We start from the raw sequence: 21,333 nt of genomic DNA, 5'->3' as shown, positions 1-21,333 counted from the left end.
ATTTCAATTTCCTCCTCAAAATTGCGCGCTTTAGCTTAATTTTGGGGCGTTTTCTTTTGCATTTTCATGACATTCACTCAATTCCGGTGCTTTACTCGTGAAACTCGCTGCTTGTGCGGTTTTCTTTAAAAGTTGCTGGTTCCAAAAATAACTAGTGAGAATTCAAAATTGATACATCTTTCATTTTTTGCCGTGGAGAGCTTTTTCTTGGACAGGAATGAAGCAAGCGCGATCAGACGTGGTGGGAAAAAGGGGAATAAAAAAAAGGCGGAGAAGAATTATTCTCCGCCTTTGAAAAAAATCAATAATCGGATTCAGCCGTTAAGCCCTTTACGATGGAGACACCCGCACTCGCACCAATTCTTGTTGCACCAGCTTCAATCACTTTCTGGGCGTCACTCGTGTTGCGGACACCACCTGAAGCTTTGACACCGATATCGGGACCGACCGTTTTTCTCATAAGCGTGATATCTTCAACAGTAGCACCGCCGGTCGAAAAACCAGTTGATGTTTTAACATAATCCGTTCCCGCTTTTACTGCCAGTTCACAAGCACGGACTTTTTCTTCCTCAGTCAATAGAGAGGTTTCAATGATTACTTTCGATAGAGCCTTACCAGTGGATGCAGCTATCACAGCACGGATATCCCGCTCTACCAACTCATCATCCTTGTCCTTCAATGCGCCGATATTGATCACCATATCGACTTCGTGAGCACCATTGCTGATGGCATCTTTCGTTTCAAAAGCTTTAGTTTCCGGTGTGGTTGCACCTAGAGGGAACCCGATAACCGTACAAACTTTCACTTCTGAACCTTCCAAAAGTTCGCTTGCATACTTAACCCATGTCGGGTTTACGCATACGGAAGCAAAGTTATACTCTCTCGCTTCTTCGCATAATACCTTAATTTGCTCTTTGGTTGCATCTGCTTTTAATAACGTGTGGTCAATTAAACCTGCTACATTTTGTGACATTAATAATCCTCCTCAAAAACAATCTATAACTAGTTGTACGTACCTCTAATCATACCATAATTTATCCACTTTGACGATATATATAGTCTTTACCCGAACGTTCCAAGAAAACACATCAAACAGAGAATAAAAAAAAGACAGCGTAAAATCGCCGTCTTAAATATTTGATGCTTGTTGCAATGGTAAATCCTTTACGATCGTCACGAACTGTCCTTCACTAAATGGATAGCCAGACTTTGTAATTTTCACTTTTACGATTTCACCGACCATTTCATCTGAAGCCGGGAAAACGATTTTCATATAATTATCGGAGTAGCCTTCATAAAGGCCATTTTCCAACTTCGTTTCAGGAATGACTTCCAGAACTTCACCCTCGAATCGGGAGGCATACTCTTTTGCCAGCTGATCCGACAAAGCGATAAGCCGGTGGACACGTTCATTTTTAACATCTTCATCCACTTGATCCTCCATACGGGCAGCCGGAGTCCCTGTCCGTTTTGAATAAGGGAAAACATGAAGTTCGGAGAATTTATATTTTTCTATAAAGTTATATGTCTCCATGAATTCTTCTTCGGTTTCACCTGGGAAACCTACGATGACATCAGAGGTAACAGCAAGACCCGGAAGTGCAATTTTCAACTTTTCGATTCGATCACCGAAGAAATCCATCGTATATTTACGTCTCATCCGTTTTAGTACTGTATCGGAACCCGATTGGATTGGTATATGCAAATGACGTACGACTTTTTTCGAATTCGTCAGCACTTCAATGATCTCATCTGTAATTTGGCTGGCTTCAATGGATGAAATACGGATACGCTTCAGCCCATCGATTTTTTCCAAGTCCCGCAGCAGCATCGCCAAATTATAGTCCTTCAAATCGTCTCCGTACCCGCCAGTATGGATTCCGGTCAGGACTAACTCCTTATAGCCTGCCTCGACAAGCTGCTCAGCTTGGTGAACGACTTCCTTCGGATCGCGGGAACGCATCAAGCCACGAGCCCAAGGTATGATGCAGAAAGTGCAGAAATTATTGCAACCTTCCTGAATCTTTAGCGAAGCGCGTGTACGGTCTGTAAAAGCAGGTACATCCAACTCTTCATAGACACGGTTTTTCATGATATTTCCTACAGCATTGATTGGTTCACGTTCCACCTTGAATTGCTCGATATAATCAAGCAGTTTAACCCTGTCCTGTGTTCCTACAACAATATCCACACCTGGTATGGCCATGATTTCAGCTGGCGATGTCTGAGCGTAACATCCCGTTACCGCTATGACGGCATTCGGATTTTTACGAATGGCACGACGGATGACCTGACGGCTTTTCTTATCGCCAGTGTTTGTCACCGTGCATGTGTTGATGACATATACATCTGATGTATTTTCAAACTCAACACGATCATATCCCCCAGTTTTAAATAATTGCCAAATAGCCTCTGTTTCATAATGATTCACTTTACAGCCTAATGTATGGAAAGCGACCGTTGCCATTTTTCATCACCTCAAAAGTTCTACATGATAAGAAACAGCGGAAAGTGCATATAAAGGTGCTGTTTCAGTTCTTAATATTCTTGGTCCAAGACCGCAAGCTACAAAACCGGCATCAGACAGTTTTTCAATTTCCTTATCTGCTAAACCACCTTCAGGACCAAAGACAAATAAGATCGATTGCCCTCCGGTGATATCCTTCAGGACCGAAGCGAGTACAGAAGTTTCCCCCCGCTTTGCCTCTTCTTCAAAAGCGATTAATTTATGATCGAAACCGGAAGCATACCCAGCTAGCTGATCTGCCGTCATCGGCTCCTTGATGGCAGGGATAACCGTACGGTGAGATTGCTCGGCCGCCTCTTTTGAAATCTTCTGGAGCCTCTCCAATTTCTTACCTACCTTTTTGTGGTCCCATTTTACCACCGAACGAGCAGCAATAAAAGGGATAAACTCAACCGCACCCAGTTCCGTACCCTTTTGTACGATATATTCCAATTTATCCCCTTTAGGCAGACCGCTCGCTATCACAACCCTCACAGGAAGTTCCTTTTCTTCATTCTTCCATTCGATAACAGTCCCTATAACAACATCATCAGTTATTTCGGAAATTTCCGTGACAGCAGTCATACCATTAGCTTTCACCGTGATTATCCGCTCTCCCGGTCCCATTCTCATCACCCTGGAGATATGGTGAAAATCATCACCTGATATCGTCACCGTGTTTCCATTGATGTCTTCTTCGTTAAGAAAATACCGTTGCACACTGCCACCTACTTCATCTAGTCTAAAATACATACAGCGGCTAACAGTCAGGTTTCCCGAATGCAAGCCATGCAAGGATTCAAGCTAAAAAAAGGTACTCTGACTATCAAAATACCCGATAATCAGAGTAACTTTTTCAATTAATCATTTCTTTTCGCTATTATTGCTACCCAATCTTCCATCAAGATCGTTTCCTCAATGGTGAATCCAGATCCTATAATCGCATCCTTCACATCTTGTTTCTTTGGTTGAATGATCCCAGAAGCGATGAAATATCCGCCAGGTTTAACCACTTTCGCTACATCATCCGTAAATCGCATGATCACTTCGGCAAGAATATTAGCCACGACGACATCCGCTTGTTCATTCACACCATCCAGCAAGTTGCCTTGTGAAACGGACACTTTATTCTGAACGTTATTAAGTTCCACATTTTGAATAGCTGACTGTACAGCCACTTCATCCAAATCAAGGGACTGGATTCGTTCTGCATCCAATAACGCAGCAGCAATGCTTAGAACCCCAGAACCCGTTCCTACATCAACAACTAAATCCCCTGGACGAACTGTACGCTCCAGCGCTTGGATGCACATGACCGTTGTCGGATGTGTCCCTGTTCCGAAGGCCATGCCGGGATCAAGTTCAATGATCAATTCGTCACTGCTGACAGGAGTATAATCTTCCCATGTCGGTACGATGGTAAACCGTTCGGAAATCTTGACGGGATTATAATATTTTTTCCAAGCCGTCGCCCATTCTTCTTCATTCACTTCACTAATTGAAACAATATTCTTCCCAAGGTCTATATCAAATTGAAGGAGATTATTAATTGACTCCTTTATAGCATCAACAGTTTCACCAAGGAAGCTGTTAACTGGCAAATAAGCCTTAATCAATACACCTTCATCCGGATAATCATCTGGGTTTAAGTGGTAGATTTCGCCAAAAACATTTTCGCGTTCCTTGACTAATTCTAGAGGATCCTCAATGACAACACCGCTGGCACCTGCCTCATGAAGAATATTCGAAACAGGTTCAACCGCTTCATTCGTTGTTTGGATTGCAAATTCAGACCACTTCATAATCTACCAACTCCCAATTTGTTCTTTTACTTTAATTCACCTATCTTTAAAAGCACGCTTCACTTTTGAGAAAAAACCATCATGATGTTCATCAATACCTTGACCGCTGATATCGCTGAACTCACGAAGCAGGTCTTTTTGTTTTTCCGTTAATTTTTTAGGTGTGACCACTAATACGACCACATGTTGATCTCCTTGCCCATATCCTCTGACATTAGGAACACCTTTGCCTTTTAAACGGAAGCGCGTGCTCGTTTGTGTACCGGCAGGGATCTTCAGCTTCACTTTTCCATGAAGGGTCGGAACTTCTATTTCATCCCCTAGTGCGGCCTGAGCAAAAGTGACAGGCATTTCACAATAGATATCATCGCCATCCCGCTCAAAGAATTCATGACTGCGCACATGGAAGACTACATACAGATCTCCGGCCGGTCCGCCATTGATTCCTGGCTCGCCTTGTCCGGTTACACGCAATTGCTGGCCATCATCAATTCCTGCTGGCACCTTAACTTGGATCTTTTTACGTTTTTGGACTTTTCCGTCCCCGCCGCATGTTGAACATTTATTAGGAATGATTTTTCCTGTTCCTTGACAATGATGACATGCTCTCCGGTTCACAATCCTTCCGAACGCTGTATTTTGTTCTACATTCAATTGACCGGTCCCATGACAATGTGAACAGTTTTCCACTTTTGTACCTGGTTTTGCACCTGATCCTTTGCATGTATCACAATTCTCTTCACGCGGAATTTCAATTTCAGTCTCTTTTCCAAATGCAGCCTCTTCAAAAGAAAGCGTCATCGTATACTGTAAATCCGCCCCTTGACGTGGTGCATTCGGATCTCTCCTGCGTCCGCCGCCCCCAAAGAAACTGCTGAAAATATCTTCAAAACCGCCGAAACCACCAAAGTCCTGACCGCCAAAGCCCTGATTTGGATCTGTATGTCCGAATTGGTCATAATGGGCCTTTTTCTGTTCGTCGCTCAATACTTCGTAAGCTTCCTTGATTTCTTTAAATTTATCCGCAGCATCGTCCGCTTTATTAATATCAGGGTGATATTGTTTGGAGAGCTTACGATACGCTTTTTTGATTTCATCCTTCGAAGCACTCTTCGAAAGGCCTAACACCTCATAATAATCGCGTTTACTCATATCTAAAATCCACTCCCGATTCGATTCACATAAAGGTAATATTATCACTGAACGAAGATAATAATCAACTAGAAAAGTACAAACGGCTTTAACACTTTTTTGTAAATTGTAATGCCAGTCCCAATTTGCACACATTTCTCTCTAAATTTCCATGATTCCCCACCAGCGATTGTAAGAACAAAAGAAAATCAGATGCCAACACTTCCTGGCAATGATTCCATCCACTGTAAAAAAAGCCAAAGTCAAGATAACCTGACTTTGACTTTTCTACAATGGCAGGCAGAAATCAACTGCCCAATATATATCAGTGTCCCGATTGGGTCACTTTTTATTTTTTCTCTTCTTCGTTAACTTCCGTGTACTCTGCATCAACTACATTATCGTCCTGAGCAGATTCGCCAGCACCGGCTTCGCCAGCTTGCTGAGCTTTTGCCGCTTCTTCATAAAGCTTCATTGTCAAAGCTTGAACGATTTCATTAAGCGCATCTTTTTTCACGCGGATTTCTTCAAGCTCATTTTTCTCGATTGCAGCTTTCAGTTCGTCCTTCGCTTCATTCGCTTTAGTTACTTCCGCTTCGTCAACTTTACCTTCTAGATCTTTAAGCGTTTTTTCCGTTTGGAAAACTAATTGATCAGCTTCGTTACGAAGTTCGACTTCTTCTTTACGTTGTTTATCGCTATCGGCATTTTCTTCCGCCTCACGTACCATGCGGTCGATTTCTTCATCAGAAAGGCCTGAAGATGATTTGATGGTGATCGCTTGTTCTTTGTTTGTGCCAAGATCTTTCGCACGAACGTTCACGATACCATTTTTATCGATATCGAATGTCACTTCAACTTGTGGAATTCCACGCGGTGCCGGTGGAATGTCACTCAATTGGAAACGACCAAGAGTTTTGTTATCCGCTGACATTGGACGTTCACCTTGCAGAACATGGATATCAACTGCCGTTTGATTATCAGCCGCTGTCGAGAATACTTGTGATTTACTTGTCGGAATCGTAGTATTACGGTCAATCAGTTTCGTGAATACTCCGCCCATCGTTTCAATTCCAAGTGAAAGTGGAGTTACATCCAGAAGGACTACGTCTTTAACATCCCCTGTCAATACGCCACCTTGAATTGCAGCACCCATGGCCACTACTTCATCAGGGTTAACACCTTTGCTTGGTTCTTGACCGATTTCCTTTTTGATCGCTTCAACAACCGCAGGAATACGTGTAGATCCGCCAACAAGGATTACTTTGTCGATTTCAGATGCTGAAAGGCCAGCATCTTTCAATGCTTGACGAGTTGGTCCCATAGTGCGTTCCACAAGACCTGAAGAAAGCTCATCGAATTTAGCTCTAGTCATCGTTACGTCCAAGTGAAGCGGGCCAGCATCTCCAGCTGTGATGAATGGTAAAGAAATTTGAGTTGAAGTTACGCCGGAAAGATCTTTTTTCGCTTTTTCAGCTGCATCTTTCAAACGTTGAACCGCCATTTTGTCTTTTGAAAGGTCGATTCCGTTTTCTTTCTTGAATGCTTCTACTAGGTAATCGATGATGACTTGGTCGAAATCATCTCCACCTAGACGGTTGTCACCGGCTGTCGACTTAACTTCGAAAACGCCATCCCCAAGTTCCATGATCGATACGTCAAATGTACCGCCGCCAAGGTCGAATACAAGGATCGTTTGATCTTCTTCCGTTTTATCCAAACCGTATGCAAGTGCTGCAGCTGTAGGTTCGTTGATGATACGTTCCACTTCAAGTCCAGCAATTTGACCGGCATCCTTAGTCGCTTGACGTTCTGCATCATTGAAATAAGCAGGTACAGTGATAACAGCTTTTGTAACTTTTTCGCCAAGATACTCTTCAGCGTATGATTTTAAGTATTGAAGGATGATTGCAGACACTTCCTGAGGTGAGTATTCTTTTCCTTCAATTACTTCTTTATGGTCGGTACCCATATGGCGTTTAATGGAAATGATCGTGTTAGGGTTAGTAATCGCTTGGCGTTTTGCCACTTCCCCCACTTGTCTTTCTCCATTTTTGAATGCCACTACGGATGGTGTTGTACGGTTTCCTTCTGGATTCGGGATTACTTTTGGTTCCCCGCCTTCAAGTACAGATACACAAGAGTTTGTTGTACCTAAGTCAATACCAATAATCTTGCTCATAGTTTCACTACCTCCCAATTATTATATGTAAAAATCTTATTCGTTCACTTTTACCATTGCAGGTCGAATAACACGGTCTTTAAGAAGGTATCCTTTTTGGAATTCCTCGACGACGATGTTAGAACCGAAGTTTTCATCTTGAACTTGCATGACCGCTTGATGCAAACGCGGATCGAACTCTTCACCAACCGAACTGATCGGTTCGATGCCTTCTTTAGTCAATGCATCAGTAATCGCTTTGTAGACCATTTCCATGCCAGATAGCAGGGATTTCGTCTGTTCATTTTCCGCTTCGATTTTTGTAGCTCTTTCAAAATTATCAAGAGCCTCCACTAAATCAACGGCAATACTTTGAACTCTATATTTTTGAGCCGCCTCCATATCAAGCTTGGCACGGCGTCTTGAATTATCAAAATCGGCCTGCAGACGAAGATAACGGTTATCCATTTCTTCGATTTTTGCCTGAAGCTCAGCAATCTTTTCATGAGCCAATTGAAGTTCATCTTTTTCAACTGGAGTTTCCTCCTGGTTTTGTTCAGCTGGAATTTCATCTTCAGCGAAAACTGCATCTGCAGCGCTTTCCTCGATTGTTTCATTTTCCAATGTTTGTTCTTCGTTTTTATTTTCTGTCACAATCTCACCTCCCTAAAAGGGTTATACAATTTATGCTAAAGTAATACGTCAGGCTGCGGAGTATGACCTCCGCCACCTTAACAATATTACCTTTGCTCCTATTTTTGATACAGTTTTGTCATCAGGGCCGTTAAATCTTTCGAGAAAAACGAAAGCAAACTGATCACTCTCGAATATTCCATTCTCGTTGGACCCAATATGGCTAATGTGCCCACTTGCTCCTGCCCGATTGAGTAGGTTGCCGTAATCAAACTGCAGTCATCGAGCACTGTGTTTTGATTTTCACGGCCAATCTTGACGTGGATGCCCGATGGATTTTGGGTAATGAGTTCATAAAATCCCTGTTCCTGCTCAATCATTGATAAAAGCGTGCTTACTTTAGCAATATCATGGAACTCCGGCTGCCTCAGCATATTCGTTTTCCCGCCGAAAAATATCTTTTCGGGTTTTGTGTCCGTCAGGGTATCCGCCAGGACCGAGACCATCGATCCATAGTTATGGATGTGACGGCTCAAAAGAACAGCCACTTCCTTATAAATCTTATCCTTTAGATCAACCAGCGGAACATCGACCAAACGGGAATTTAATATGTTCACCATCTTTTCAATTTCGTTTATATCCAAAGAAGGCGGTAAGGAAATCATTCGATTTTCCACATGACCTGTATCAGTGATAATGATGGCTATTGCCGTTTCGGGGCTCAGAGGAATGATCTGGATTTTTTTCAGCTTATGCTCATTCACTTTTGGCCCCAGTACAATCGCCGTATAATTCGTCAGTTCCGAAAGTATTTTCGCTGACTTTTGAACGATCTTTTCCAATTCATAAATTCGCTCTACAAAAACGGATTTTAATATCTTCATTTCATTCTTTTTCGGAGCTTGAGGAGAAAGTAAATGATCCACATAATATCTATACCCTTTTTCAGAAGGAATCCTACCGGAAGAAGTATGGGTTTTTTCTAAAAATCCCATTTCTTCAAGATCAGACATTTCGTTTCGAATTGTGGCAGAGCTGAACGTAATTTCATCTTTCTTCGACAAGCTTCGTGACCCAACTGGCTGTGCAGAATGGATAAAATCCTCGATTATCACTTGTAGAATCAATAATTGACGATCAGTTAGCATGTATGATCACCTCTGTTAGCACTCTGTCTCTCCGAGTGCTAATATACTAATAAATTATCAAATGAAGCTTATGATGTCAACAATGAAAACCCCTAATTCATCGTTAAAATAACATAGATTTACTTCACTCGGAATCAATAACGCCTAAAAATGATTGGAACACTTCATTTCCAAGCAATTTTCCCCGTTCGGTCAAGCGCACGAACCCGCCTTCTATCTTAAGCAGACCCTTTGCCGATTCTTCTTCGAGCGGTTTCCTGAAAATCTCCGTCATTTCAACAAAAAATTTATTCTTGAAGATTTCCAATGAAACTCCTTCCGTTTTTCGGAGACCCAAAAACATCTCCTCTTCCATCCGTTCATGAAGCGGTACTGGGTGCTCCTCCAAAACAGGCAGCTGGTTCGCCATCAATGGTGCGATATATTTCTTCACCGGACCATGATTGGCCACTCTTGTTCCTCCAGTATAGCCATGTGCACCGGCACCAATCCCATAATACTCCGCATTATCCCAATATGTCAGATTGTGCCGGCTTTCAAACCCTTCACGAGCAAAATTACTGATTTCATATTGATGCAGGCCATGCTTCTCCATCTCTTCCATCAGCCTCTCATACATCGAAGCCTCGAGCTCCTGCGGCGGCAGGTTTAATTTACCCCTTCGCATCTGATTATAAAAAACCGTCTTCGGTTCAACGATCAATGAGTAGCTCGAATAATGCGGCAATTGAAGGGCAATCGCTTTATCCAGCGTATCATTGAAATCTTCCATCGTTTGGCCCGGCAATCCATAAATCAGATCGATGCTGATATTCGTAAAGCCAACCTCTTGAGCCAGATGAATCGTTTCATATACTTCTAGAGCCCGGTGGGTCCGGCCAATTCGTTTTAATAATTCATCATTGAAGCTTTGCACACCAAAGCTAAGTCTATTGACACCTGAATGATAAAGTATCTCGAGTTTTTCTCTCGAAAGATCCCCTGGATTGGCTTCAAATGTATATTCAGCCTTTTTGGGGTCAAATGGCAGGGTTTCATTGATTGCTTCACATAAGAATGCAAGCTGCTTTTCATCTAGAGAGGTCGGTGTCCCTCCACCGACAAAAACAGTATCCAATCCTGCAGTCGGGTATTTGGAAAGCTGCATCACCATTTCCCTTTTCATCATCTGTAAATAATCGTCGACCGGCTGTCCCTGCAAAAACACTTTATTAAAATCACAATAGTGACAAATATGTTCACAAAATGGTATATGGAGGTAGGCGCTTTTAATCATTGTGTTCACAACCTTTTAATCGAATGAGTCGATAGAAAAAGAGGCTAGATCTCCTCTACCCTCTTTTTTCTATCTATCGTTTATTTTATTTATTTTTTTGGTGTCGTATCATCCATTTTCAAAACAGCCATGAAAGCTTCTTGCGGCACTTCAACGGAACCTACCTGTTTCATCCGCTTTTTACCTTCTTTCTGTTTTTCGAGCAACTTACGTTTACGGGAAATATCGCCGCCGTAACATTTAGCCAATACGTTTTTGCGCATTGCACTAATCGAAGAACGGGCCACGATTTTTTGCCCGATTGCCGCTTGGATCGGCACTTCAAATTGTTGTCTTGGAATCAATTTCTTCAATTTTTCAACAATGACTTTACCGCGTTCATAGGCAAAATCCTTATGAACGATGAAACTTAAAGCATCGACAGTTTCAGCATTCAGTAAGATATCCATCTTCACAAGCTTGGACGGTTTGTAGCCAATCAACTCATAATCGAATGAAGCATAACCTCTTGTATTGGATTTCAATTGATCGAAGAAATCATACACGATTTCCGATAAAGGTATTTCATAATGAATGCTCACACGGGTCTCATCGATATATTCCATATCAATGAAGTTGCCGCGTTTATTTTGACAGATTTCCATGATCGTTCCGACGAACTCCGTCGGTGCCATCATCGTCGCTTTGACGTATGGCTCCTCGACCCGTTCAATCTTTTGAGCATCTGGCATATTAGACGGGTTATCTACTTTCAGGACCGTTCCGTCTGTTTGGATCACATCATAAATAACACTCGGCGCAGTTGTGATCAGATCAATTTTGAATTCACGTTCAATCCGTTCCTGGATAATTTCCATATGAAGGAGTCCAAGGAATCCGCAACGGAAACCGAAGCCCAATGCTTGCGATGATTCCGCTTCGAACTGCAGCGCTGAATCGTTCAATTCCAATTTCTCTAACGCATCCCGTAAATCATTGAATTTCGATGCGTCAATTGGGTAAAGACCGCAATATACCATCGGATTCATCTTCCGGTAGCCCGGCAATGGTTCTGTCGCACTATTCACGGCACTGGTAATCGTATCACCAACAGTCGTATCACCAACGTTTTTAATGGCTGCCGTAAGGAAACCTACATCACCGACGTTCAGTTCATCCAACAGCTGGGTCTTTGGATTGAAGACACCCAATTCGGTTACATCAAATTCCTTGCCCGTGGACATCATTTTGATTTTGTCGCCCACTTTAATGGAACCTTCAACAACACGGATATAAGCAACCACACCGCGGTACGCATCAAACAGTGAATCGAAAATAAGCGCCTTGAACGGGGCATCGGGATCTCCCTGTGGAGCTGGGACCAATTCAACGACCTGCTCCAAAATCTCCTCGATTCCGATTCCCGCTTTAGCTGAAGCCAAAACTGCATCGGAAGCATCCAACCCGATTACTTCCTCGATTTCTCCACGTACCCGTTCCGGATCGGCACTCGGCAAATCAATTTTATTGATGACCGGAATGATTTCCAGATTGTTGTCCAAAGCTAAATACACGTTTGCAAGCGTTTGGGCCTCAATCCCCTGTGCCGCATCGACAACAAGGACAGCCCCTTCACAAGCTGCAAGGCTTCGTGACACTTCATACGTAAAATCGACATGTCCCGGTGTATCAATAAGATGGAAAATATATTCTTCGCCATCTTTCGCATTATATTTCAATTGAATCGCATTCAATTTAATCGTAATTCCACGCTCACGCTCTAAATCCATGGAATCCAACAGTTGACTCTTCATTTCACGCTGAGTCATGGCGTTCGTTTTTTCAATGATACGATCCGCCAATGTAGATTTACCATGATCAATATGAGCGATGATGGAAAAGTTACGAATCTTTGATTGTCTTTTTAATTTTTCTTCTCTATTCATGACGTTCACTCCCACTAGTCGACACAATACACTATTTTTTATTATATCAATAGAAAATGCAAGATTCAACAGAATAGTTACAAAAGAAGCATCATTACAGGGCAAAGCATAAAAAAAGGCTGCATTCCGGATTCGGATGCAGCCTTTGGATAGGGCACACTCAACTTATTCCACACCTAAATCATATCGATAAGTGCTTGGAAGGCCCCTGATATGGTATCTCCAAGTGCTTTGCCGATCGAAGAGAAAAAGTTGAATGCTTTCATTTCTTCAAGCTTTTCTTTTTTCGTCTCCAAATCATGACTTGTTACTTTTTGTCCAAGGATATCCGCTTCCATCTCCCCTTTGTCCGATTGGTTAATGATGAATGCACTATTCAAAGAGGGATCCTCATACCCCTTCATTTTTTTCATCCCATCGTTCGCTTGCTGCATCCCAATAAGGACACCTAAAAATAATACGAGTACAATCCCTGTACATTTCAACCAAAATCGAACCATGATAGAGAACTCCTTTCAATTACTTCGCTTCCGATTCCCCAGTCGTTTTATCCACTGCTTTGGCATCCCAATAAAATTCGCTGAAAGCATCGCTGAAGGCATCAACGGTTAAGTACATTTCCTCGAATGTATTATCAACACCGCCAATTTCAATGAGCATGGCATTGCCTGACAAATCCTGATTATATATACCATTATGGCTAGTTCCGCCCTGTTTCATAAGCCCGCGTGAAATCCCTGGGTATTTTTTCTCCAAAGCTATATGAAGCTTATTGGCAAGTGCGGCATTTTTTTCATAGTTCGGATTATTGCCCCCGATCACGAAGGCGATTTTGGCATACTCTTTACCTTTGATCGTAATTGTCGTATCTTTTTTCCGCTTTGCATCGCGATGGATATCAATCAGATATTCCAAATCTTTGTTAGTGGCCAATGCCGTCTGGACTGACTTTCGGGATTCTTGATAGGATTTGGTATAATTCAATCCTTTATTATTGAGATTTCCCATGATATCCGTTTTATCGAGCGAGGAACCAATCCCCTTCTCAGCCAGATCTTCAACCATCCTTTTCCCGAGCTTCGTAATATTGATTTTAGAATGGTAGGCCAGATCCGGATTGGTCACGCCTTTTAAATAAGGAAGGTACGATTCCCGGTTATGGCTATGATAAATCTCGACCACTTTCCGGCCATTGGTCGTTTGATTCGGCTGATTGGCCACTCCTTTTTCCGGTTCTTCAATCTCATCCAGGTTTTGCAGGGATGCATCCCTTTCTTCATTCAGGACGTCTACTGGCGGTGAGGATTCATACGGCATATTCGTATAATTCGTCCCCTCCCCAGCCACGAGGATTTCATTATCAAAAATCGAGAAGCCAGGAAGTTCCCGGCCAAGTAAACTTCGCGGGTCCTCAAATGAAATGTTAGTCGAGACTTTTATCAATTGATTCGTGATCACCGATTCCTGCTTACCTTCTGGCAGGGCATTAAAAAAATAATGATTTTCATTTGCCAGCATCGCGAACAGCATTTTTCCTGAAAATTGGTTCGCAACGGTATGTACGGAATTCGACGATATCCGATATTCCGGTCTTAGGGAAGTCATGACCCCGCTGACTGAAAAAACAAAAAGAAGCAAGGCGAGAATACCTAGAAAAGTTTTTATTATTGTTGATCCGTGAATAGCTGTTATGATTCCTGGCGAATTTCTTCTTTTCATTCTTCCACCCTCTCTATAGCTTGTCTATTAATACCTATGACTTTGCTAGAAAGGGTAGAACACCATTTTTGGGCACTTAAAATGATTTAACGGGTATAGTAACCGGTATTTTCTTGATTTATTGAATGATGCAGCGCTGCATTTAACCCATTGGCTATCAAATTGGCCATATCCTCAATGAAAACATCCACTTCCTTCGGTGTAACCATTAAATTTTGGCCAAGCGGTGACAGCACCTCATATATCAATTTCCGTTTCTCTTCATCAGGGAGGACACCTATCATCCCCAAGAAGGTTTGGCGTTCCTTTTCGCCTGGCATATCCTCTTCGGTCAGCTTTGTACGTTTTCCAAAACTGAATCCAGCGGGTGCCAATGAACGTGATGGTCTGTCCCCTTCATTCAATTCCTTGCCAAAATGCTTCAATATATAATCAATCGTATCACTGGCAATTGATACGGCATCTACTACGGTTGGTATTCCAATAGCTATAACAGGAACTCCCAGTGTTTCCTGACTCAATTCTTTTCGTTTATTTCCCACACCAGAACCTGGATGGATGCCTGTATCCGTAATTTGAATCGTTGAATTCACACGGTCGATCGAACGGGCAGCCAAGGCATCAACGACGATCAGGAAATCAGGGTTACTTTTTTCGATGACCCCTTTTATGATGTCACTCGTCTCGATTCCCGTAATCCCCATCACACCAGGGGAAATCGCACTGACCGGGCGATAGCCTTCCTTGACGGACTCCGGCTGCAATTCGAACAAATGCCTCGTGACTACAAGATTCTCAACGACAGCAGGCCCTAGAGCATCGGGAGTAACATTCCAATTACCAAGTCCGACAACTAAACAACTGCTTTCTTTGGTGATTTTATTCCGTTGCAAGAAGTAAGCCAGTTCGTTGGCAAACACCTTTTCCACCCGCTGCTGGGTATCCGTATCCTGCTGGCGGATCCCCTGGACTTCGATGGTCAAGTAGCTGCCCTTTTTTTTACCGATTTCTTTTTCCCCCTCAGCCGTGACCTCGACTAAGGATACCTTCAGATCATCCACTTCTTTTTCCTTAATAATGACCCCTTCGATTCGGGATACATCCACTTCCTCAACAACACCTTTATGTTCAAGGGCAATTTCCTTTGCTTCAATCGCCAAATCTGTTCGAATTCCGTATTCACTAAGGTCCAAATTATTTTCCATAACGGCCTCCTGATGTTTGAATTGATATCTAATCTAGTAATTTCCATAGTCTCTCTTAAACATTCTGTCGTTTTTGCTTTTTTATTATTCATTTTTTTGGTACAATGAACCATGACGAGATGAATTTATTCCTGAAATTATAATTCCTTTTCGATTCTCAATCTGAAGTATTGCATATTTATGAGCAGTCTGATAGAATATCACTTGTGCTATTTGATATGGATTTGAAAAGTCGAGTTCATATAATCTCGATTTCTTTGTAGGAGGTGAACGGAATGCCAAACATTAAATCTGCTATTAAACGTGTAAAAATTAACGACAAAAAACGCGTTCATAACATTACTGTTAGATCAACTATGCGTACTACAGTGAAAAATGCTGAAGTTGCATTAGCTGGTGAAAACGTTGAAGCTGCTAAAGAAGCTCTATTAACAGCTGCTGTGAAATTAGACAAAGCTGCATCTAAAGGATTAATCCATAAAAATGCGGCAGCCCGTAAAAAATCTCGTTTAGCGAAAAGACTTAACGCTCTTAACGCATAATGACAAAAAATTAAACGATCCAATTGGATCGTTTTTTTTGTGCGTGTTTTTTTGTTCAAAAAAGGTGACAGGGTTTCTGCCACCTTTTTTATCATCTAATTTTCAAGAGCAGCAATTCAAGTGTTATCGCCTTATCTGCCTGTCCAGTCTTCATTTTATAATCCGCCTCCGCTAAGTCGTTCATGATGCTCAACAGCTCGCGTTCCTGGAATTTTCCCGTCTTTTCAAGTGCCAGCTTTACCCTGTAAGGGTGCACCTTCAGTTGTCCGGCAATTTTTTGCTGGCTATAGCCTTGACGTGAAAGCTCTTTCACCTGATACATTAACCTGACCTGTCCCGCCATAACACTCAATATCTTGATCGGCTCTTCATTCTGCCTGAGAAGATCGTGTAAAATCGTCATGGCACTCTCCATCTTCCGCTGCAAAACATGGTCAACAAGCGTGAAGATATTCTGCTCAAGGGATTTAGCGACCAGCTTTTCCACTACCTCGACCGTAATGTGTTTATCAGCTTCAGCATAAAGCACCATTTTATCCAATTCATTTGTCAGCATCATCAGATTCGTTCCTGCAAGTTCAAGTAAAAGCTCTGTAGCTTGTTCATCTATTTGGACGGAAGAGGCTGCGACCCGCTCCTTCACCCACCCCTTTAATTCATGGTCACCAAGCTTCTTTGCCTCAACGAGAACCGCCTTACGCTTCAGTTCCTTGGTGATTTTTTTCCGTTCATCCAGTTTCTCATAAGGTGCGGTCAACACGACAATAGAATAAGGAACGGGATCAGCCAAATAGGCTTCAAGCCTTTTCACATTATGTTCAACTCTTGACTTCGTTTTTTCAGCTGTCAGAAAAAATGGGTTTTGCATGAAAACAAGACGCCTTTCCCCGATAAACGGGAGGGTTTCAACATCTTCAAGCGCTGTTTCAACAGGCGTCTCTTCCAAATCAAATTGAGAAAAGTTAAAATCCATCTCATCTTCGTGAAGGACATTCTCGATCAATAGCTGCTTCGTTTCATTAATTAGATAGGCCTCCGTTCCATATAACATGTATACTGGCGCGAATTGCCCTTTTTTTATACTTTTCCATACGTCTAATACCAATAGAATCCGCCTCTTTTTTATGTATTCTTCTCTAATGGTATAGGTGGATGGACCATTTGACAAGCTATAAAGGGAACTAGCCCTCTAAAGGGCTAATTCCGGATCTATATGAACACTTTCAAGAAAGGCCCGGGTAATCTCCCTTGAAAGCGGGTAAAGTATTCATGTAGAATTCAAAAATCGAGCTTTGCTTTTTCGCTTGCTTTGTTTGTACTTTTATTTTGACCTCAAAATCCCAAACTATTTGTGACAACTCTTGTCAGTAAAGGAAATGAAGAAGTGTAGCCTGTAGATTTTTTTTTGGTAATGTTTTATACTATTAGCAGAAATAGGAGGGGTAAACAATGAACGAATTCGAAAAGAATGTCCAATCAAAAACAGATGACGTCGCTGATTCCGCTATGGGATTCATCGGTTCTTTTGTATTTTTCGCCGCCATGTTCACCATAGCTGTCGTCATTAAAGCTGTCGGATCCTGATTTCATTTACTACATGCACTTATTTTTCCTGAAGGAGGCTGCCGTTGCAGTCTCTTTCTTATTGATTTTCTACATACTATGGAAGAGTCTTCCGAAAGGTTCCTTTACTTTTATAATACTTGTAAATAATAGCTCCATCCTCATCCGTCCTGAACACTTTAATGCCATTTCCCTCCAGATTTCCAATTACGTCTCCACGAGGGTGACCGTAGCGATTATCCTTTCCAACTGAAATAAGCGCAGCTTTCGACTGTAGCTGTTCAAGGAAGGGCGTGGAAGAAGATGTTTTACTGCCATGGTGACCAACCTTCAAGATATCCGCCTGCAGCTGCGGAAATGTGCTTAACAGTTCCCTTTCCCCCTCTTCTCCCATATCTCCAGTCAATAGCCATGACAATCCCCCAAGCTTTGCTAATAGAACTATCGAGGAATCATTCTTATCCTCTTTTTTTTCATATGGACTTAGCACGGAAAACGCAGCTTCGCCCACTGCCCAATGATCCCCCCTCTTCGTAACCGTCATTTTAATCTTTTTATCTCTTGCAATGGCCACAAAATCCAAATCCCGATAATGCTCTTCACTCCAGCCTCCAATAACAATCTCCCTCACCTTGAAATTTTCAATTAATTCCTTTGCACTTCCCATATGATCTGAATCTGCATGAGTTAAAATCAGTTTGTCCAAGTGCTGGATTCCCTTACTTTTCAATAATGGAATAATGATATCATCCGCCGTATTGAATTTCTTTCTCCTTTTTGCCCATGTTTCGATTGGAAATGTAATTTGCCCTCCCGTATCAATCAGATAATTACCGCGATTGAACGGCAGGATAATTAAAATGGAGTCACCTTGTCCAACATCGATTATCTGTACTTCACCAAAAGGTGAGAACCTTTGTAAATTATATTGAAAAAGCAAAAGAACAATCATGATTCCGCACCAGATTTTACATTTTTCAAAAGATTCATCCCAAGTCAGGTATAACCCTAAAAGGGAAATAACAAGTAATGTCATCATGATGAAAGGCGGTTTTCCAAACGTAATGGATGCAAGGGGCAAATCCGATACCGCATCCGCGGCTTTATTAGAGAGTATGAAAGTGAAGTTCAAAATTGATATGAGGGGTTGCCCCAGGGAAGGTAGCAATAAATGAATGAAGAGGGTAATCAGTGAAAATGGCAGCAAGATGATGGAATAAAGAGGAATATACAATACGTTCAAGAACACGCCAAGAAAAGATACTTCAAAAAAGTGAAAAAGTAAAATGGGAAGGGCAGCCAATTGGGATATGGAACTGATGATAAATAGCTGCATCGTTTTTTGCGGGTATTGTAAGAAAATGCTTGAGGACATGATAATGGAGAAAGTGACTGCGAATGAAAGCTGAAAGCCTATATCATAGAGCATATTAGGCTTAAAAATCAACAGTGCCATGTAAACCGATGCAATTGTGGCACCCGCCGAGATTCGCTTTTTGAACAGCAGGAGTAAAAAGAAAAGCATAGCCATTAAACACGATCTAACCACTGATGGGCTAGCACCTGAAAGTATCATGTAAATTGGAAGGAAAATCAGAATGGCTACCATCATATTTTCCCTTGTAATTCCAACCCTGATGCCAAGATAAAATAACATTCCCGTTAAAAAACTTACATGAAGACCGGAAATCGCCAGTAAATGAACCAGACCCAACCGCTGATAATTAGTAAGGTCGACTTCATCTATATCTGTCTGGTCGCCGAATATGAGAGCTTGGACAAAACCGCTCGATTCTTCCGGAAAGTGTTCACTAATATACGTAATTCCCTTCATTCGCAAATTACGAATCGAAACGACAATCGAGTTTCCAACCTCTTGGCATTCTCGAAATGAAATGGAATCTGCTTTAAATATCCAATGGGTGCCTTGGCGCAAAAGATAACGCTGGTAATCGAAACTGTTTTCATTCCTGTTTTTGTCGGGAACTTGCAAATTCCCTTTGGCCGGACATGATAAACCGATTCGCAGAAGCTGGCTAAGCTTTGCTTTTTCTTGTTCGGTGGTGATGTTATAACGAAGCATTAGCCGCTCGCCTTTCTCACTGCCAACGAATCCTTTTAATGAATTTCCATCAATATTCGGTGGATCGGTAAATGTGATGATGAATCGACTTTCCGTTCCATGATATACAGAGTTGTTCCGTTGATCGGAGAAAGAGGCAGCCCCTAAGAAAATCCCCATGATCACTAAATGAAGGCTAAGGGCCTTTACGCTCAACCCGACTGATAAATAAAGGAAACAGAGAAAAATAAGGATAATGATCAGCTGCCCTACATGTAAAAATGAATGGGCCGAAACCCCAAATGTGGCCGAAACGGCTAATAAGATAAGGTGTCTAGCCATGCCTGCCCCCCCGTCCTATTTAATTGTCAAATATCTGTTTGGCCTGCTTTTCCAGCTCCAATACAGCTTCTTTTCCCAGACCTGTTCGTTCAAGTTGAGCTAGCAACGAGAACACAAAGTCCTTTTTCTCTTTTCCATTAACATCTATGGCCCCTTTCGCTTCGACCTTTTCTGTCTTGACACCAGCCTGTTTAAATAACTCCAGGGCATATGGATGGTTTTTGTAATCCTCCGCATAATAAACAGCTTTGATTCCAGCTTGGATGAGTGATTTACAGCACTGAAGACATGGAAAATGCGTCACATATATTTCTGCCCCATCAGCTGGCACTCCAAATTTCGCACATTGTAAAAGTGCATTCATTTCAGCATGTATCGTTCTGACACAATGATTATCAATTACATAACAGCCATCATCAATACAGTGCGTCCCTCCTGCAATGGACCCATTATATCCTCCCGCAATGATCCGGTTATCCCGGACGATCGTCGCTCCTACAGCGAGGCGTGTACATGTGCTTCTTAAAGCTAATAAATGGCTTTGCGCCATGAAATATTGATCCCAACTAATCCTGTTCATGTTGTAACCCCTTACTCCCTAGAATGATTTTCTTCAATTTTACCCTCTTCCTGTCCATTTGTGTAGCAAATTCAATCATTCATTGCACCGAAATGGAATCCTGTAACTTTTCAAACGTTTTATCGCCGATTCCCGATACCTTCTTCAATTCATCTACCTGCTTGAATTTCCCCACTTTTTCCCTGTATTCCAGGATCGCAATCGCTTTGGATGGTCCAATTCCCGTCAGTGTTTCCAAATCTTCCTGCGTAGCTGTATTCAAGTTCACCTGTCTCCCTGACGGCCCCTTAGCGGCGGCATTACCAGGCGGACCGACTTGTATATCCTCCAAGATTCCCTTGTCTTCTTCACCTATTTCCGGTACATAGATGACCATTTGGTCTTCAACGATTTGGGCAAAGTTCACTTTATCCTTATCGGCCTTGTCCGTAAAACTGCCCGCATCTGTGATCAAATCGATTACCCGGTCACCTGCCTGGGCCGTAAATAAGCCTGGGGCCTGCACCGCTCCTTTAACATCCACTTTAATGATTACTGGTTCGGCAGGCGTTTCATTTTCACTTTGTTCGATTTTATCTTCATTTGCCGTAACAGCAAATATATCTTCCGTATCAACCGGACCTTTCCCTTGTTGCAAAAAAAAGTAAATTCCTGCTGCCCCAGATACCAACGCAACGGTAATCATCGCCATTTTCTTTTTTAAAATTTTTTCCATTCATTTTCCTCCTTGCTAGTTTT

General features: G+C 42.1%; 19 protein-coding genes. 2 read left to right on the top strand and 17 right to left on the bottom strand.

Going from position 1 to position 21,333, the window contains the following annotated elements; genetic code table 11:
• Nucleotides 1-301 precede the first annotated feature (301 nt).
• The 13 genes from deoC to gpr all read right to left on the bottom strand — a co-directional run bounded on the left by deoC (nt 302) and on the right by gpr (nt 15,506).
• Complete coding sequence (gene deoC / locus N9I19_RS07760; RefSeq protein WP_061464109.1) at nt 302-973, bottom strand: deoxyribose-phosphate aldolase; 672 nt, start codon at nt 971-973, stop codon at nt 302-304.
• A gap of 156 nt (nt 974-1,129) precedes the next feature.
• Nucleotides 1,130-2,467 carry a tRNA (N(6)-L-threonylcarbamoyladenosine(37)-C(2))-methylthiotransferase MtaB gene (mtaB, locus tag N9I19_RS07755; protein WP_289337326.1) on the bottom strand — a complete coding sequence of 446 codons (1,338 nt, stop codon included), beginning with the start codon at nt 2,465-2,467 and terminating at the stop codon, nt 1,130-1,132.
• A 6-nt stretch (nt 2,468-2,473) separates the two neighbouring features.
• Nucleotides 2,474-3,226 (bottom strand): 16S rRNA (uracil(1498)-N(3))-methyltransferase, encoded by a 753-nt coding sequence (locus N9I19_RS07750; RefSeq protein WP_317777407.1) that lies wholly within the window; start codon nt 3,224-3,226, stop codon nt 2,474-2,476.
• Nucleotides 3,227-3,366: 140 nt separating this feature from the next.
• A complete protein-coding gene (gene prmA / locus N9I19_RS07745; protein WP_061464112.1) occupies nt 3,367-4,308 on the bottom strand; it encodes a 50S ribosomal protein L11 methyltransferase in 942 nt (313 codons plus the stop codon).
• Between the two features lie 36 nt (nt 4,309-4,344).
• Complete coding sequence (dnaJ, locus tag N9I19_RS07740; protein WP_061464113.1) at nt 4,345-5,460, bottom strand: molecular chaperone DnaJ; 1,116 nt, start codon at nt 5,458-5,460, stop codon at nt 4,345-4,347.
• A 328-nt stretch (nt 5,461-5,788) separates the two neighbouring features.
• A complete protein-coding gene (dnaK, locus tag N9I19_RS07735; RefSeq protein WP_061464114.1) occupies nt 5,789-7,621 on the bottom strand; it encodes a molecular chaperone DnaK in 1,833 nt (610 codons plus the stop codon).
• Between the two features lie 36 nt (nt 7,622-7,657).
• Nucleotides 7,658-8,254 (bottom strand): nucleotide exchange factor GrpE, encoded by a 597-nt coding sequence (grpE, locus tag N9I19_RS07730; protein ID WP_375166214.1) that lies wholly within the window; start codon nt 8,252-8,254, stop codon nt 7,658-7,660.
• Between the two features lie 98 nt (nt 8,255-8,352).
• The gene (gene hrcA / locus N9I19_RS07725) at nt 8,353-9,381 is read right to left on the bottom strand and encodes a heat-inducible transcriptional repressor HrcA (protein ID WP_061464116.1); all 1,029 of its coding nucleotides are present in this window, start codon (nt 9,379-9,381) and stop codon (nt 8,353-8,355) included.
• A gap of 124 nt (nt 9,382-9,505) precedes the next feature.
• The gene (hemW, locus tag N9I19_RS07720) at nt 9,506-10,657 is read right to left on the bottom strand and encodes a radical SAM family heme chaperone HemW (protein ID WP_089361553.1); all 1,152 of its coding nucleotides are present in this window, start codon (nt 10,655-10,657) and stop codon (nt 9,506-9,508) included.
• 89 nt (nt 10,658-10,746) lie between these two features.
• Nucleotides 10,747-12,582 (bottom strand): translation elongation factor 4, encoded by a 1,836-nt coding sequence (gene lepA / locus N9I19_RS07715; RefSeq protein ID WP_061464119.1) that lies wholly within the window; start codon nt 12,580-12,582, stop codon nt 10,747-10,749.
• A gap of 176 nt (nt 12,583-12,758) precedes the next feature.
• On the bottom strand, nt 12,759-13,082 hold the full coding sequence (locus tag N9I19_RS07710) for a YqxA family protein (protein WP_061464120.1): 324 nt from the start codon (nt 13,080-13,082) through the stop codon (nt 12,759-12,761).
• 19 nt (nt 13,083-13,101) lie between these two features.
• Nucleotides 13,102-14,301 carry a stage II sporulation protein P gene (gene spoIIP, locus N9I19_RS07705; RefSeq protein ID WP_317777406.1) on the bottom strand — a complete coding sequence of 400 codons (1,200 nt, stop codon included), beginning with the start codon at nt 14,299-14,301 and terminating at the stop codon, nt 13,102-13,104.
• Between the two features lie 86 nt (nt 14,302-14,387).
• Nucleotides 14,388-15,506 (bottom strand): GPR endopeptidase, encoded by a 1,119-nt coding sequence (gene gpr, locus N9I19_RS07700; protein WP_061464122.1) that lies wholly within the window; start codon nt 15,504-15,506, stop codon nt 14,388-14,390.
• A 275-nt stretch (nt 15,507-15,781) separates the two neighbouring features.
• Here gpr and rpsT point away from each other — a divergent pair, with 275 nt between their 5' ends.
• The gene (rpsT, locus tag N9I19_RS07695; protein ID WP_034308554.1) at nt 15,782-16,048 is read left to right on the top strand and encodes a 30S ribosomal protein S20; all 267 of its coding nucleotides are present in this window, start codon (nt 15,782-15,784) and stop codon (nt 16,046-16,048) included.
• Between the two features lie 91 nt (nt 16,049-16,139).
• On the opposite strand, the gene holA is transcribed toward rpsT, so the two are convergent.
• A complete protein-coding gene (gene holA / locus N9I19_RS07690) occupies nt 16,140-17,153 on the bottom strand; it encodes a DNA polymerase III subunit delta (protein WP_089361555.1) in 1,014 nt (337 codons plus the stop codon).
• A gap of 344 nt (nt 17,154-17,497) precedes the next feature.
• Here holA and N9I19_RS07685 point away from each other — a divergent pair, with 344 nt between their 5' ends.
• On the top strand, nt 17,498-17,632 hold the full coding sequence (locus N9I19_RS07685) for a YqzM family protein (protein WP_081108861.1): 135 nt from the start codon (nt 17,498-17,500) through the stop codon (nt 17,630-17,632).
• A gap of 76 nt (nt 17,633-17,708) precedes the next feature.
• On the opposite strand, the gene N9I19_RS07680 is transcribed toward N9I19_RS07685, so the two are convergent.
• The 3 genes from N9I19_RS07680 to N9I19_RS07670 form a co-directional block, all read right to left on the bottom strand.
• A complete protein-coding gene (locus tag N9I19_RS07680; protein ID WP_317777405.1) occupies nt 17,709-20,015 on the bottom strand; it encodes a DNA internalization-related competence protein ComEC/Rec2 in 2,307 nt (768 codons plus the stop codon).
• 19 nt (nt 20,016-20,034) lie between these two features.
• Nucleotides 20,035-20,595: a ComE operon protein 2 gene (locus N9I19_RS07675; RefSeq protein ID WP_089361557.1), complete on the bottom strand. Its 561-nt coding sequence runs from the start codon at nt 20,593-20,595 to the stop codon at nt 20,035-20,037.
• A gap of 79 nt (nt 20,596-20,674) precedes the next feature.
• Nucleotides 20,675-21,310: a helix-hairpin-helix domain-containing protein gene (locus N9I19_RS07670; protein ID WP_089361558.1), complete on the bottom strand. Its 636-nt coding sequence runs from the start codon at nt 21,308-21,310 to the stop codon at nt 20,675-20,677.
• Between the last annotated feature and the right edge of the window lie 23 nt (nt 21,311-21,333).

Origin of the sequence: Peribacillus sp. CSMR9, assembly GCF_033141925.1 — a bacterium.
In the GTDB taxonomy this organism is placed as follows: Bacteria; Bacillota; Bacilli; order Bacillales; family DSM-1321; genus Peribacillus; species Peribacillus simplex_A.
Note: the sequence above shows the minus strand (reverse complement) of the source record. Positions and strands in the feature narration are given on the sequence as shown.